Origin of the sequence: Isoptericola maris (assembly GCF_048065335.1) — a bacterium.
Classification (GTDB): domain Bacteria; phylum Actinomycetota; class Actinomycetes; order Actinomycetales; family Cellulomonadaceae; genus Isoptericola; species Isoptericola rhizosphaerae.
This window is the reverse complement of record NZ_JBLUNY010000001.1, coordinates 806,357-820,180: the sequence shown is the minus strand read 5'-3', so window position 1 is coordinate 820,180 and position 13,824 is coordinate 806,357. Positions and strand designations below refer to the sequence as shown.

Here is a 13,824-nt window from a genome sequence, read left to right as displayed (position 1 = left end):
GGAGGGACGAGGATGTCGCTGCGCTGGTACTCGACGGTCGTGGAGACGACCGACCCACGGCGTCTGGCCGGTTGGTGGGCCGAGGCGCTCGGCTGGCAGCTCAACCACGAGTCCGACGAGGAGTGCGTCCTGGTGCCGCCGTGGGCGGCTGAGCTCGTGGAGCGCCTCGAGTTCCACCAGGTGCCGCCCGGGATGGTCTTCCTCCGGGTCGAGCACGAGAAGTCGGGCAAGAACCGGTTGCACTGGGACTTCGCGCCGCACACGAGCGACGACCGGGATGCCGAGATCGAGCGGCTGGTCGGGCTGGGCGCCGCCGTGATCGACGTCGGCCAGCCCGACGACGCGACGTGGACGGTCCTGGCGGACCCGGACGGCAACGAGTTCTGCGTGCTGTCGGCCCGGGAGGTCTAGCGTCCGTATCGCGAGACGAGCGTCCGCATCATGGCCGTCGGCGGCGTAGGCTCGGCCCATGACGCGCAACATCGACCTGGCAGTGGTGGCAGGAGACGGCATCGGGACCGAGGTCGTCGAGCAGGGCCTCGCGGTCCTGGACGCCGCCGTCGCTGGATCCGACCTCAAGGTCTCGACCACAGAGTTCGACCTCGGGGCGCGTCGTTGGCACGCCACGGGTGAGACCCTCACCGACACCGACCTGCAGCGGATCCGCGAGCACCACGCGATCCTGCTCGGCGCCATCGGCGACCCGACGGTCCCGTCCGGAGTCCTCGAGCGAGGCCTGCTGCTCAAGCTCCGTTTCGCGCTCGACCACTACGTGAACCTGCGCCCCGGCAAGCTCTACGAGGGTGTGACCAGCCCGCTCGCGCACCCTGGCGACGTCGACTTCGTGGTCGTCCGCGAGGGCACCGAAGGGCCGTACGTCGGCAACGGGGGATCGGTCCGCACGGGCACACCGCACGAGATCGCCACCGAGGTGTCGGTCAACACCGCGTTCGGTGTGGAGCGTGTCGTCCGGGACGCCTTCGCCCGCGCCCAGGCACGGCCCCGCAAGCACCTGACGCTCGTGCACAAGCACAACGTCCTGGTGCACGCCGGCCATCTGTGGCGCCGCACGGTCGAGGCCGTGAACGCCGAGTTCCCCGACGTCACCACCGACTACCTGCACGTGGACGCGGCGACGATCTTCCTCACGACGAACCCGTCGCGGTTCGACGTCATCGTCACCGACAACCTCTTCGGCGACATCCTCACCGACCAGGCGGCCGCGATCACCGGTGGCATCGGCCTGGCAGCGTCCGCGAACATCAACCCCGACCGCACCGCGCCGTCGATGTTCGAGCCGGTGCACGGCTCGGCCCCGGACATCGCCGGTCAGGGCAAGGCCGACCCGACGGCCACGGTGCTCTCGGTCTCGCTCCTGCTCGAGCACCTGGGCCTCGGCGACGAGGCGCGGCGGGTCGAGGCGGCCGTGGCGGCGGACCTCGCGGATCGCGGCGACACGGTGCGTACGACGGCGGAGGTCGGTCGCGATCTCGCCGCACGAGTAGCGGGCTGAGCCCGGTCGTCGGCGCCGGGAAGGGGGCGCACGGCCATTCTTCCCGGATCGGACCGGTGCTCGCGTAGGTCACGGCGGTGAAGCCGTGGAACACTACACAGGTCCGCACGCGAAAGGGTCCGCAGACATGACCAGCACCGACAGTTCCGCCATCCTCCCCGCCGAGCTCGAGGACCTCGTCGCCCTGTTCGACGTCGAGCAGTCCGACGCGCCGACTCCCGACGCCGAACGGGAGGCAGCGCTCGCCGAACCACGCTTCGGCACGGTCTTCACCGACCACATGGCGCGCATCACCTGGCGTCAGGACACCGGCTGGCTGGACCGACGGATCGAGAAGTACGGCCCGCTCCAGCTCGACCCGGCCACCGCCGTCCTGCACTACGCGCAGGAGATCTTCGAGGGAATGAAGGCGTACAAGCACGCCGACGGTTCTGTCTGGACCTTCCGTCCGGACGCGAACGCGGCGCGGTTCGCCCGGTCCGCGCACCGGCTCGCGCTGCCCGCCCTCTCGGTCGACGACTTCATCGGCTCCATCGCGGCGCTCGTCCGCACCGACCGGGCGTGGGTGCCCGGCGGTGAGGACTCGAGCCTGTACCTGCGACCCTTCATGTTCGCCTCCGAGGCGTTCCTCGGGGTGCGGCCCGCGGCCGAGGTCGAGTACCTGTGCATCGCCTCACCCGTCGGCCCGTACTTCGCGGGAGGTGTCAGGCCGGTCTCCATCTGGGTCGCCGAGGACTACCACCGGTCCGGTCCCGGGGGCACGGGCGACGCCAAGTGCGGGGGCAACTACGCCGCGAGCCTGCTGCCGCAGACGCAGGCGCAGGAGAACGGCTGCGACCAGGTGTGCTTCCTCGACGCCGTCACGAACTCCTTTCTCGAGGAGCTCGGCGGGATGAACGTCTTCGTGGTGATGGCGGACGGCAGCGTCCACACGCCCGAGCTCACCGGGTCGATCCTCGAGGGGGTCACGCGCTCGTCGATCCTGCAGCTCGTCTCGGACCGCGGGCGCGACGTCGTCGAACGCCGCATCCCGTTGGCCGAGGTGGTCGCAGGGCTGGCGGACGGCACCGTGCGAGAGGTCTTCGCCTGTGGCACCGCCGCCGTCATCACACCGGTCGGGCGCTTGGCCAGCGGGACGTTCGACCACACCGTCGGCACCGGTGAGCCCGGTGAGCTGACGATGCAGATCCGCACCGAGCTCACGGACATCCAGTACGGTCGCGCCGCGGACCGGCACGGTTGGATGCGCCGCCTGGCCTGAGACCGAGGGCCGCCGAGTGGCCGTGACGACGCGGGTCACGGTCGCCGTCGTATGTCGACGGGGCGGCCTGGTGCGCGGTGGAGGCGGAGGCCGTGGCGCTGCTCGCACACCTCACCGGCGACGCCGCCGAGAGGTCGGTCAGGTGGTCGTGACGGGCATCGACAGGGTGCGGCTCAGCACCGACCCGAGCATGGACGACACGGCCAGGCCGAGGATGACCCACACCAGACCCGTCATGGCCCCCGGGAGAGGATCAGGGTTCCCGGTGAACGGCAGCACGGCGAGGATGACGGTGGTCAGCCCGACGAGCCACCCGAAGAACATCCGAGGGCGCGGGGCGATGACGACCAGCAGGTGCAGCACCACGGCGGCCAGCAGTGCGAACACGGCCCCGGCGCCTGCCCATGACGCGTCGTTGCCGGCGCCGATCGCGTCGGGCGGCGCGTAGAGACCGATGTCGAACACCTCGTCGAAGATCACCGAGGCGGCGAGCCCGAGGAGCGTGCAGACCAGGACGGTCGCGGCGGCGCCGGCCCAGTACCGGCCGACGTCGAGCTGCGGCCGCTGGGGTGGCAGCGGCTCGGCCGGTGCCCAGGCCGGCTGGCCGGCCGGTGGGACGACGCCGGGTGGCTCCTGGCCGGAAGGCACCCGTCCCATGCTCCGGGTGGGGTCATCCGAGCCGTAGGGCCGCTGGGGATCGCTCACTGTCGTCCTCCTCGTGTCGTCGACGCCCCTAGCCGACCACACCTGCGTCCCGCCCACCCGGTGGACACACGGGTGATCTTCCACAAGCCCTGTGGCATTATGTGACCCATGACTCGTGCTTTCCGGCGCCACACGCGCTGCCGCCTCATTAGCTAGCGCGTCCGGTTCACCTGACCGGACGCGCAGACCTTCCGTACCCGGAGGGTCTTTTTTGTTGTCCAGAGCTGTAGCCCTATCGACCTACGGGAGCCACCGATGGCCGCCGCCCCGTTCCACGTGTACGACACCACCCTGCGCGACGGCGCACAGCAGGAGGGGATGAACCTCTCCGTCGCGGACAAGCTCGCGATCGCGCCGCTCCTCGACGAGCTCGGGGTGGGCTTCATCGAGGGCGGCTGGCCCGGCGCCATCCCGAAGGACACGGAGTTCTTCCGGCGCGTGGCCAAGGAGGTCGATCTGCGGAACGCGGTGCTCGCCGCGTTCGGCTCGACGCGCAAGGCGAGCACCCGGGCGTGGGACGACCCGCAGGTGCGTGCGCTGCTCGACTCGGAGGCCCCGGTGGTGACGCTGGTCGCCAAGTCCGACGTCCGCCACGTCGAGCGTGCGCTGCGCACGACGCCGGACGAGGGCATCGCGATGATCCGCGACACCGTGGAGTTCCTGGTCGGCGAGGGCCGCCGTGTCGTGGTCGACGCGGAGCACTTCTTCGACGGATACCGGTACGACGCCGGCTACACCCGTTCCGCGGTCGCGGCGGCCTTCGAGGCGGGCGCGGAGGTCGTGGCGCTCTGCGACACGAACGGCGGCATGCTTCCGTCCTGGGTCGGGGAGGTGGTCACCGAGCTGCGCGAGTCCCTCGGGATGCCGCACGGCCGCGACGCCCTGCCGGGGGACGCGCTGCTCGGGATGCATGCCCACAACGACTCGGGCTGCGCCGTCGCGAACACGCTGGCGGCCGTCGAGGCCGGCTGCGCGCACGTCCAGGGCACCGTGAACGGTTACGGCGAGCGCACCGGCAACGTCGACCTCCTGGCCGTCGTGGCGAACCTCGCCCTCAAGAGCGGCATCTCGACGCTGCCCGGCGACGGGCTCGCCGAGTCGACGCGGATCGCGCACGCCGTCGCGGAGATCACCAACATCGCGCCCTACGCGCGCCAGCCCTACGTCGGGGCGAGCGCCTTCGCCCACAAGGCGGGTCTGCACGCCAGCGCCATCAAGGTGGACCCGGACCTGTACCAGCACATCGATCCGACCGCCGTGGGCAACGACATGCGCATGCTGGTCTCCGACATGGCCGGGCGCGCGTCGATCGAGCTCAAGGGCCGCGAGCTCGGCTTCGACCTGGCGGGCCAGAGCGAGCTGCTCACGCGGGTCACCACACGGGTCAAGGAGGCCGAGGCGCAGGGCTACACGTTCGACGCGGCGGACGCCTCGTTCGAGCTGATCCTGCGCGAGGAGCTCACCGGGGACCGGCCGCACTACTTCCGGATCGAGTCGTGGCGGGCGATCGTCGAGACCTCGGGCGGCCGGAAGGGCGGGGTCGCGAACGCCGACCGGCGCGACGCCGAGGCGCTGGCCGAGGCCACCGTGAAGCTGCACGCGGGAGGCGAGCGCATCGTCGTCACCGGTGAGGGCAACGGACCCGTCAACGCGCTCGACCAGGCGCTGCGCCACGCGTTGACGCGCGTCTACCCGCAGATCGAGAAGTTCGACCTGGTCGACTTCAAGGTGCGCATCCTGGATGCCGAGCACGGCACGGACGCGACGACGCGTGTCCTGGTGGAGACCACGGACGGGCACCACACGTGGTCGACCGTCGGCGTCGGCCCGAACATCATCGAGGCGGCCTGGGAGGCGCTGATCGACGCGCACGTCTACGGGCTGGTGCACGCCGGCGCCGAGCCGCACTGAGGTCCCGGCCGCGCCGACCTCACCGCGGGCGAGGGTCCGTGCGGTGCTGCTGGACGGCGTCGTAGGTGACCGCCAACGCGGCGGTCGTGGACTCGTACCGACGCTGCGCGACGCGCACGAACAGGAAGTCGACGACGGCGAGCTGTGCGATCCGGCTCGACAGCGCGCCGGAGCGGAACTGGGTCTCGCGTGCGGCGGTCGTCAGCACGACGTCGGCCGCCTCGGCCAGCGGTGAGGTGGGGGAGTTGGTCACGGCGATCGTCACGGCGCCGCGCTCCCGGGCCAGGGTGAGCGCCTGGACCGGCTCGACCGTACGGCCGGTGTGGGAGACCGCCACGGCCACGGAGCCGGCGCCGTGCAGCGCGGCCGACTGCAGCTGCTGGTGCGAGTCCACGGGTGCGAGGCACACGAGGCCGATCCGGGACAGCTTCTGCGCGAGGTCCTGGGCGGTCAGCCCGGACGAGCCGACGCCGTACACGTCGATGCGGTCGGCGCGGGCGACGGCGGCCACCGCCCTCTCCAGCGCGTCGAGGTCGAGGAGCCGCGCGGTCTCCTCGATCGCGCGCGCCTCGTGGAAGGCGATCTTGGAGACGACGTCGGTGGCGTCGTCGGTCCGGTTGATCTCTCCCTGGGCGACGCCCGAGCGCTCCAGCTCGACCGCCCGGCGGCTGGTGGCTTGCGCGAGGTCGATGCGGAACCCGGCGTAGCCGGTGTAGCCGACGGCCCGGCAGAAGCGCACCACGGTCGCCTGGGAGGCGCCGGCCCGGGCCGCCAGCTCGGAGATCGTGGCGCCGACGGCGGCGGTGGGGGCCGCGAGGACGGCCTCGGCGACGCGCTTCTCGGCGGGTGGAAGTGTCGGCTGTACCTGCCTGAGCCGGACGAGCACGTCACCGTCCGTCGTCGTTCCCGAGGGTCGGTGTCGTGCGCGGGGTGCACCGTTCGAGGTCACAGGCACAGGGTCTCATCCGTGGCACCGGGCGAGCGTGTCGAGGGCTACCGTGGACCCGTGCGAGGAGAGTACAAGGTTCCCGGTGGCAAGTTCGTGGCGGTCGACGTCGATGTCGTGGACGGTCGGCTGGTCGACGTCCGCCTGAGCGGCGACTTCTTCCTGGAGCCGGACGAGGCGCTGGACGTCATCGATGCGGCGCTGACCGGTCTGCCCGAGCAGACCTCGGCCCGCGACCTGGCCGCCGCCGTCGAGGAAGGGCTCCGTGCCGCGGAGGCCGAGGGTTCGCTGGCCGGTCCCGTCGCGCTCGTCGGGTTCGACCCGTGGGCGGTCGCGCTGGCCGTGCGCCGGGCCCTCGGGCGTGCCACCTCCTGGGACGACCACACGTTCGAGGTGCTGCGTCCTGGACCGCTGCCGCCGCGGACGCTCGCGGCCCTGGACCAGGTGCTGACCGAGGAGCTGGCGGAGGGCCGACGCGGCCCCACGCTGCGGTTCTGGGAGTGGGACGAGCGGGCGGTGTTCATCGGGTCCTTCCAGTCCTACCGCAACGAGATCGACGACGACGGGGTGGACGAGCACGGCGTCACGGTGGTGCGGCGCATCAGCGGTGGCGGTGCGATGTTCATGGAGGCGGGCAACTGCGTGACGTTCTCGCTCGTGGTGCCGGCCTCCCTCGTGGACGGGATGAGCTTCGAGCGGTCGTACGCGTTCCTGGACGACTGGGTGCTCGGTGCGCTCGCGGACGTCGGGGTCGAGGCGCACTTCTCCGGTATGAACGACGTCGCGTCCGCGGTGGGCAAGCTGGCGGGGTCGGCACAGAAGCGGCTCGCCGGGGGAGCGGTGCTGCACCACATGACGATGGCCTACGACATCGACCAGGACAAGATGCTCGAGGTGCTGCGCATCGGCCGCGAGAAGCTGTCGGACAAGGGCACCCGCAGCGCGAACAAGCGGGTGGACCCGTTGCGCTCGCAGACGGGCCTGTCGCGCGAGGCGATCCTCGACGCGTTCGAGAAGCACTTCCGCAGCCGCTACCGCACGGCCGACTCGGCGCTGCGTCCCGACGAGCTCGAGCGTGCGGAGGACCTGGTGCGCACCAAGTTCGCGACGCAGGAGTGGATCCACCGGGTCCCGTGAGGTCACCGTCCGGTCACGAAGTCGGGACCGGACTTTCCCTGGTCGCCCGAGGACCCTATGGTTCAGGGCAAGCGGCGCGAGGGAAACTATTCTCCACGTTTGTTATCTATCCGAACAGCGCCGCCACGGACAACGAGGTCTTGGCCGGGACGCAGAGGTCCCACGGCCCGGCCTCGCGCCGCCGTCGTGCTCGCCTGCGGGACGGGCCGGGTCAACGCGGAGGCCGCCGTCGACCTCCTCGCCCGCGGGGCGGGACACCGCGAGCCGGGTTCGCCTACGCCGGGGTAGGCCGCACACCGAAGACGCCGGTGCCCACGCGCACGATCGTCGCGCCCTCGGCGACGGCCGGCGCCAGGTCGCCGGACATCCCCATCGACAGGTCGTGCGCCGCAGCGGTCCCGGGCGCGCCGCTGGCCAGGATCTCGTCGCGCAGCGTCCGCAACCGGGCGTACCCGCCCCGCACCACGCCGTCGTCGTCGGAGCGCGCGCCGATGGTCATGAGGCCGGTGAGCCGCAGGCCGTCCAGCCCGGCCACGTGGTGGGCCAGCGCGACGGCGCCCGACGGCGCCACCCCGGACTTGCTCTCCTCGCCGGAGACGTTGACCTGCACCATGACGTCGAGCGTGCGGCCGGCGCGCACCGCACGCCCGGCCAGGGCGTCGGCCAGCGCGGCCCGGTCGATCGTCTCCAGGCCGGTGACCGTCGGCAGCATCTGGTTGATCTTGTTGCGCTGCAGGTTGCCGATCATGTGCACCTCGACCCGGCCCGCCGCGACGAGACCGGCGAGGTCGGGCGCCTTCGCGACCAGCTCCTGGACGCGGTTCTCGCCGAGCAGCACCGGGCCGTCGTCGCCGCGGGAGGACGCCAGGTCGGTCGCGGCCGCGACCGCGGCGAGGACCGTCCCGGCGTCCTGGGTCTTGGTCGCGAGCAGCACGCGCACCGCGGAGGGGTCGCGTCCCGCGGCGGTCGCGGCGTCGTCGACCCGCGCGCGCACCGCGGCGAGCCGGTCGTGGAGGGAAGGCATGGAGCCAGTCTACGAACGCCGGGGTGCGCTCAGGGTGCCCCCGGATCCCGCACCCCCGTCGGAGGTGGGATCATGGGAGACGTGAAGGCACTGCTCAACATCATCTGGCTCGTCTTCGGGGGACTGGTGCTCGCGCTCGGCTATGCCGCCGCGGGCATCATCTGCTGCATCCTCGTCGTCACGATCCCGTGGGGCATCGCGTCGTTCCGGATCGCCGGGTACGCGCTGTGGCCGTTCGGGCCGCACGGTGGTGGACAAGCCGCAGGCGGGCGCCTGGTCGGTGCTGGGCAACATCATCTGGATCGTCGTCGCGGGGATCTGGCTCGCCATCAGCCACGTGCTGACGGCGATCGCCCAGGCGGTCACGATCATCGGCATCCCGCTCGCGATCGCGAACCTCAAGATGATCCCGGTGTCCCTGCTGCCGCTCGGCAAGGACATCGTGCCCAGCGACGCGCGCTACCCGACCTACCAGCGCGCCTGAACCGGGACGTCCGGTGGGGCCGCGGGGTGCGGAGCCTCCACCGGCTCAGCGGCCGATCGTCGCGAGGGTCGCGCCGGTGAGCCGCACCAGGTCGTGCGGTGCCAGCGAGACGTCCAGCCCGCGGCGGCCCGCGGAGACGTAGACGACGTCGAAGGCCTCGGCCGAGGCGTCCAGGACGGTGCGGTGCCGGGTCCGTTGCCCCAGGGGTGAGATGCCGCCCGCGACGTACCCGGTGGCCCGCTGGGCTCGGGCCACCTCCGCCATCCCGGCCCGCTTGCCGCCCGCGGCGCGAGCGAGCGCCTTGAGGTCCAGCGAGCCGGCGACGGGGACGACGGCGACGACCAGCTCGCCGTCGACGTCCGCCATCAGCGTCTTGAGCACCTGCTCGGCCGGGACTCCGATCGCCGCCGCGGCCTCCGCGCCGTAGCTCAGCCCGCTCGTCGGGTCGTGGCTGTACGGGTGCAGGGCGTACGCGGCCCCGGCGTTCTCCAGCGCGAGCAGCGCGGGCGTCCCGCCGCTCGCCGTCCTCTTGCTGACCACGGCACCCAGTGTGCCCGACGTCGCGGTCCTCGTGCCGCCGGCCGGTCTGCGCACCGTCGTGGCGCGGGCGCGGCGTACCGTGGGGCCGTGCTGACCCTCCTCGTGCTCGCCGTCCTCGTCGGCGGGATCCTGCAACGGGTGACGGGCATGGGCTTCGGGCTGGTGGCGGGGCCGTTCATCGTGCTGATCGTGGGGCCGCTGGAAGGGGTGCTCTTCGTCAACCTCTCGGGCGCCATCGCCTCGACGATCATCCTCGGGCGGGTGGTGCGCGACGTCGAGTGGCGCAAGTTCGCCTGGCTGACGCTCACGTCGCTGGTGGTCACGGTGCCGGCGGCGCTGCTGCTGCGGGGCGTCAGCGCGCCCGCCCTCGAGGCGACCGTGGGTGTCGTCGTCATCCTCGCGATGACGCTCGCCGTGCTGACGACCCGCCTACGGCGCGAGGGCGCGCACCCGCTCGGTGCCGGGTCCCGCTGGCCCCTGGCCGTGACGGGAGTGGCGAGCGGGTTCGGGTCGGTGGCGGCCGGGATCGGAGGGCCGCCGGTGGCGGTGTACTCCGTGCTCAGCGGCTGGGACCCGAAGCGGTTCGCCGCGACGGCGCAGCCCTTCTTCGCGGTGAACGCCCTGGCGGCGCTGACCGCGAAGCTCGTGCTGGCGGACGCCTCGTTCCCCACCATGGACCCGTGGCAGTGGGTGCTGCTGATGGTGGCGATCGTCGGTGGTCTCGCGCTGGGTGAGGCGCTCGCCCCGCGGGTGTCGGCGAGCGCCACGCGCCGGGTGCTCATCGTGCTCGCCTACGTGGGCGGGGTCGCCACGCTCACCCGGGGTGTCGCGGGTCTGTGACGGCAGGCGCCGCTCAGGTGTGGTGGCGGCCCTCGCGGTCGGCCGTCCCGCGGTGAGTGTCCGGCGGCGCGTCGGCGCGGTGCTCCGGCTGGTGCCCCTCGCCGGTGTCGTGGATGTTCACGGTGCCGGTGGTGGCCCGGTGGTCGGGGTCGAGCTCGTCGGCACGGCGCAGCCGCTCCTCGACTCCGGCCCGACTCTCGCCGACCTCGGCGTTGCGGTCCTGCGCCTCCTGCTGGAGCCGTGCCGCCTCGGCCGCCTTGCGGTCGGCGTCGGCCTGCTGCAGGCGGGCCTCGGCGTCGAGCTTCTCGGCGGACGCCTCACGCTCCTGCACCGCGATGCGCTCGCTCTCGGCGTCGCGGCGCAGCTCCGCGGCCTTCGCCTGCTCCGCCTCGCGCCGCTTCGCCGTGGCCGTGCGTGACCGTCGCACCAGGAACCACACCAGCAGGGCGAGGAGGATCACGACGACGACCGCGATGACGATCCACATGATGGTCGAGCTGTCCATGGCAGCCTCCCGACTCGTCGAGGCGAGGGAGTGTTCCCTCTGAGCCGATTGCACCGCCGCCCGGGTTGACCCGCAACTTCTCCCGGGACGATCCGGGCGGCGCCGGACGTTCTACGCGAACCGGCCCACGTGCAGGATGCTCACCACCGGTGCGCCCGCCTCGTCGCTCGCGGCGAGGTCGACGAGGGCGGTGATCGCGCGGTCGCGGTCACCGTCGACGTCGTCGAGCACCTGGCGCACCCACCACGTGCCGGCCGGCACGGTCCGGGTGTCCGACGGCGGAGCGCCGGCGGGGAGCTCGGCGCCCGGCTCGAGCATGGTCAGCAGGGCCGTGGAGCGGGCGTCCGCGCCGAACCCGATCGCGTCGTCGCCCTGGGCCTCGAAGAGCTCCTCCAGGGCGTCGGCCCAGGTGTCGCCGTCCCAGCCGGAGGCCTTGTCGAGCGCCTCGAGGGCGTCGTAGTCCTCGCGCGCGGCCAGCTCGACGCGGCGGAACATGGCGTTGCGCACCAGGCGGCGGAAGGAGCGAGGGTTGCCGGTGACCGGCCGGGCGGGCGCCTCGGCGCCGGCCTCGGCGAGCTCGCCCTCGACGACGGTGTCGGCGTCGTCGTCCACCGGGTTCTGCAGCCGCTCCCACTCGTCGAGCAGGGACGAGTCGACGCCCCGCACGAGCTCACCGAGCCACTCGATGACCTCGTGCACGTCCTCGGTGCGGTGCTCGTCGGGGACCACCTGGCGGACCGCTCGGAACGCGTCGGCGAGGTAGCGCAGGACCACGCCCTCGGTGCGCTCCAAGCCGTAGATGCTGACCATCTCGGCGAAGGTCATGGCCTGCTCGAGCATGTCCCGCACGACGGACTTGGGCGCGAGCTCGGCGCCGGCGACCCACGGGTTCGTCTGCTTGTACTGCGCGAACGCGGGTTCCAGCAGCTCGGCGAGCGGCCGGGGCCAGGTGACGTCCTCGAGCAGCTCCATGCGCTCCTCGTACTCGATGCCCTCGGCCTTCATCTCCGCGACGGCGACGCCGCGCGCCTTGCGCTGCTGGCCGTAGAGGATCTGGCGAGGGTCGTCCAGCGTCGCCTCGATGACGGAGACGACGTCGAGGGCGTGCGTGGGGGAGTCCACGTCGAGCAGGTCCATCGCGGCCAGGGCGAACGGCGACAGCGGGGCGTTGAGGGCGAAGTCCCGGGGGAGGTCCACCTCGAGCCGGACGCTGGGACGGTAGCCCGCCGGGCGCGTCGGGTCCGGGACGCGGACACGCTCGACCACGCCGGCGACCCGCAGGGAGCGGTAGATGCGCAGCGCCTGGCGCACGTGCGCGGCCTGCTGCGCGGCGGTGTCGTGGTTCGCGGTCAGCAGGTGGCGCATCGCCTCGACCGGGTCGACGGCCCCGGCCTCGTCCGCGGCGCGCTCGTCCCGCGTGCGGGCGAGGACGTTGAGCACCATGGCGTGGTTGACGTGGAACTGGCTGGTCAGCGGCTCCGGCGGAGCGTCGCGGAGGCGTTCGAAGGTCGAGTCCGTCCAGTTCACGGAGCCCGACGGGGCCTTCTTGCGGACCAGCTTCTTGAGCTTCTTCGGGTCGTCGCCCGCCTTGGCGACGGCCTTGCGGTTCTCGATGACGTGCTCGGGGGCCATGACGATGACCTCGCCGAGGGTGTCGTAGCCCGCGCGCCCGGCGCGTCCGGAGATTTGGTGGAACTCACGGGCGGTGAGGTGCCGCATCCGTTCGCCGTCGAACTTCACCAGGGACGTCAGCAGGACGGTGCGGATGGGCACGTTGATGCCGACGCCCAGCGTGTCGGTGCCGCACACGACCTTGAGCAGCCCGCGCTGGGTGAGGCGCTCCACGAGGCGGCGGTACTTGGGCAGCATCCCGGCGTGGTGGACGCCGACCCCGGCGCGAAGGTACTTGCTCAGGACCTTGCCGAACCCGGTGCCGAACCGGAACGCGCCGATCTCCGCCGCGATCGCGGCCTTCTCCTCCTTGGAGGCGAGCTTCGAGCTGAGCAGCGCCTGGGCGCGGTCGACGGCGTCCTTCTGCGTGAAGTGCACCACGTAGACGGGCGCCCGGTGGGTGGTGACCAGCTCCTCGATCACCTCGGGCAGCGGGTCCTGGACGTAGGAGAACGTCAGCGGGACGGGCCGCTCGGCGTCGGCGACCTCGGCCACAGGGCGGTCGGACCGTTCCTCGAGGTCCTCGCGCAGCCGGGTGGTGTCGCCGAGCGTCGCGGACATCAGCACGAACTGGGTGTGCGGCAGCTCGAGCAGGGGCACCTGCCAGGCCCAGCCGCGCTGCGGGTCGCCGTAGTAGTGGAACTCGTCCATGACGACCTGGGAGATGAAGTCGTCGTCGCCCGGTCTGCCGGCCCCTCGCCGCAGTGCGAGGTTGGCGAGGATCTCGGCGGTGCAGCAGATGATCGGCGCGTCCGCGTTGACCGCCGAGTCGCCCGTCATCATCCCCACGTTGCGCGAGCCGAACGCCGCGACCAGGTCGAAGAACTTCTCGCTGACCAGGGCCTTGAGCGGCGCGGTGTAGTAGGTCCGCCCGCCGAGCCCGGACCGCCGGGCTGCCAGGGCCGCGAACTGGGCGCCCATCGCCACCATGGACTTGCCCGACCCGGTCGGCGTCGCCAGTACCACGTGCGAGCCCGTCATGAGCTCGAGCAGCGCCTCCTCCTGGTGCGGGTAGAGGGACCGGCCCGTGGACGCCGCCCACTCGCCGAAGCCCTCGAAGAGCACGTCCGCGTCCGGTGCCTTGCCCGTCGGGGCGGGCAGGTAGGGCAGCAGGGTGCCGGCCGGGCGCGGGGTCGTGGTCGAGGCGGTGGCGGCAGTGTCGGTGGCAGTCATCGGGACCATTCTCCCAGCCTGTCCCGGCGGCGTCGTCTGTTCGGCAGTTCGTCGTCTGGTCGGCAGCTCGAACTGCCCCACCCAACTCCAAACGCCCACCACAGATTGAGCGGA

12 protein-coding genes and 1 pseudogene are annotated in these 13,824 nt (G+C 72.2%); 7 read left to right on the top strand and 6 right to left on the bottom strand.

Translation table 11 applies throughout. The annotated features are described in order from the left end of the window. The first annotated feature begins 12 nt into the window (after positions 1–12). The 3 genes from ACH5HR_RS04085 to ACH5HR_RS04075 all read left to right on the top strand — a co-directional run bounded on the left by ACH5HR_RS04085 (position 13) and on the right by ACH5HR_RS04075 (position 2,774). Entirely contained in the window at positions 13–411 is a 399-nt protein-coding gene (locus tag ACH5HR_RS04085; protein WP_416476366.1) for a VOC family protein, read from the top strand. 58 nt (positions 412–469) lie between these two features. Beyond that, the gene (locus ACH5HR_RS04080) at positions 470–1,513 is read left to right on the top strand and encodes a 3-isopropylmalate dehydrogenase (protein WP_416476364.1); all 1,044 of its coding nucleotides are present in this window, start codon (positions 470–472) and stop codon (positions 1,511–1,513) included. 127 nt (positions 1,514–1,640) lie between these two features. Next, a complete protein-coding gene (locus ACH5HR_RS04075; RefSeq protein WP_416476363.1) occupies positions 1,641–2,774 on the top strand; it encodes a branched-chain amino acid aminotransferase in 1,134 nt (377 codons plus the stop codon). 138 nt (positions 2,775–2,912) lie between these two features. Here the strand turns inward: ACH5HR_RS04075 and ACH5HR_RS04070 are convergent, their stop codons facing one another. Further along, positions 2,913–3,422, bottom strand: a complete 510-nt coding sequence (locus tag ACH5HR_RS04070) for a hypothetical protein (RefSeq protein WP_402370844.1) — start codon at positions 3,420–3,422, stop codon at positions 2,913–2,915. Positions 3,423–3,734: 312 nt separating this feature from the next. Between ACH5HR_RS04070 and cimA the strand changes: the two genes are divergently transcribed. After that, positions 3,735–5,390 carry a citramalate synthase gene (cimA, locus tag ACH5HR_RS04065; RefSeq protein WP_402370846.1) on the top strand — a complete coding sequence of 552 codons (1,656 nt, stop codon included), beginning with the start codon at positions 3,735–3,737 and terminating at the stop codon, positions 5,388–5,390. Positions 5,391–5,409: 19 nt separating this feature from the next. Here the strand turns inward: cimA and ACH5HR_RS04060 are convergent, their stop codons facing one another. Beyond that, the gene (locus ACH5HR_RS04060; protein ID WP_416476361.1) at positions 5,410–6,276 is read right to left on the bottom strand and encodes a MurR/RpiR family transcriptional regulator; all 867 of its coding nucleotides are present in this window, start codon (positions 6,274–6,276) and stop codon (positions 5,410–5,412) included. A gap of 120 nt (positions 6,277–6,396) precedes the next feature. On the opposite strand from ACH5HR_RS04060, the gene lplAB reads away from it, so the two are divergent. After that, complete coding sequence (gene lplAB / locus ACH5HR_RS04055; RefSeq protein WP_416476360.1) at positions 6,397–7,473, top strand: lipoate-protein ligase LplAB; 1,077 nt, start codon at positions 6,397–6,399, stop codon at positions 7,471–7,473. A 274-nt stretch (positions 7,474–7,747) separates the two neighbouring features. Here the strand turns inward: lplAB and ACH5HR_RS04050 are convergent, their stop codons facing one another. Then, a complete protein-coding gene (locus tag ACH5HR_RS04050) occupies positions 7,748–8,497 on the bottom strand; it encodes a YggS family pyridoxal phosphate-dependent enzyme (protein ID WP_416476358.1) in 750 nt (249 codons plus the stop codon). A gap of 81 nt (positions 8,498–8,578) precedes the next feature. On the opposite strand from ACH5HR_RS04050, the pseudogene ACH5HR_RS04045 reads away from it, so the two are divergent. Beyond that, positions 8,579–8,981 (top strand): annotated as a pseudogene (locus tag ACH5HR_RS04045) (YccF domain-containing protein). Between the two features lie 45 nt (positions 8,982–9,026). Here ACH5HR_RS04045 and ybaK read toward each other — a convergent pair. Then, positions 9,027–9,530: a Cys-tRNA(Pro) deacylase gene (gene ybaK / locus ACH5HR_RS04040; protein ID WP_416476416.1), complete on the bottom strand. Its 504-nt coding sequence runs from the start codon at positions 9,528–9,530 to the stop codon at positions 9,027–9,029. Positions 9,531–9,608: 78 nt separating this feature from the next. Here ybaK and ACH5HR_RS04035 point away from each other — a divergent pair, with 78 nt between their 5' ends. Continuing rightward, on the top strand, positions 9,609–10,361 hold the full coding sequence (locus ACH5HR_RS04035; RefSeq protein ID WP_416476356.1) for a sulfite exporter TauE/SafE family protein: 753 nt from the start codon (positions 9,609–9,611) through the stop codon (positions 10,359–10,361). Between the two features lie 13 nt (positions 10,362–10,374). On the opposite strand, the gene ACH5HR_RS04030 is transcribed toward ACH5HR_RS04035, so the two are convergent. Together ACH5HR_RS04030 and ACH5HR_RS04025 are read right to left on the bottom strand one after the other, a co-directional pair. Then, positions 10,375–10,866: a hypothetical protein gene (locus tag ACH5HR_RS04030; protein ID WP_402370858.1), complete on the bottom strand. Its 492-nt coding sequence runs from the start codon at positions 10,864–10,866 to the stop codon at positions 10,375–10,377. Positions 10,867–10,977: 111 nt separating this feature from the next. Then, positions 10,978–13,710, bottom strand: coding sequence for a DEAD/DEAH box helicase (locus tag ACH5HR_RS04025; protein WP_416476354.1), 2,733 nt, complete (start codon positions 13,708–13,710; stop codon positions 10,978–10,980). Between the last annotated feature and the right edge of the window lie 114 nt (positions 13,711–13,824).

What these genes read in the sequence shown, in the direction of transcription:
- ACH5HR_RS04085 (WP_416476366.1), top strand. Translation starts at nt 13, where the DNA reads ATGTCGCTGCGCTGGTACTCGACGGTCGTGGAGACGACCGACCCACGG.
- ACH5HR_RS04050 (WP_416476358.1), bottom strand. Translation starts at nt 8,497, where the DNA reads ATGCCTTCCCTCCACGACCGGCTCGCCGCGGTGCGCGCGCGGGTCGAC.
- ACH5HR_RS04030 (WP_402370858.1), bottom strand. Translation starts at nt 10,866, where the DNA reads ATGGACAGCTCGACCATCATGTGGATCGTCATCGCGGTCGTCGTCGTG.
- ACH5HR_RS04075 (WP_416476363.1), top strand. Translation starts at nt 1,641, where the DNA reads ATGACCAGCACCGACAGTTCCGCCATCCTCCCCGCCGAGCTCGAGGAC.
- ACH5HR_RS04025 (WP_416476354.1), bottom strand. Translation starts at nt 13,710, where the DNA reads ATGACTGCCACCGACACTGCCGCCACCGCCTCGACCACGACCCCGCGC.
- cimA (WP_402370846.1), top strand. Translation starts at nt 3,735, where the DNA reads ATGGCCGCCGCCCCGTTCCACGTGTACGACACCACCCTGCGCGACGGC.
- ACH5HR_RS04080 (WP_416476364.1), top strand. Translation starts at nt 470, where the DNA reads ATGACGCGCAACATCGACCTGGCAGTGGTGGCAGGAGACGGCATCGGG.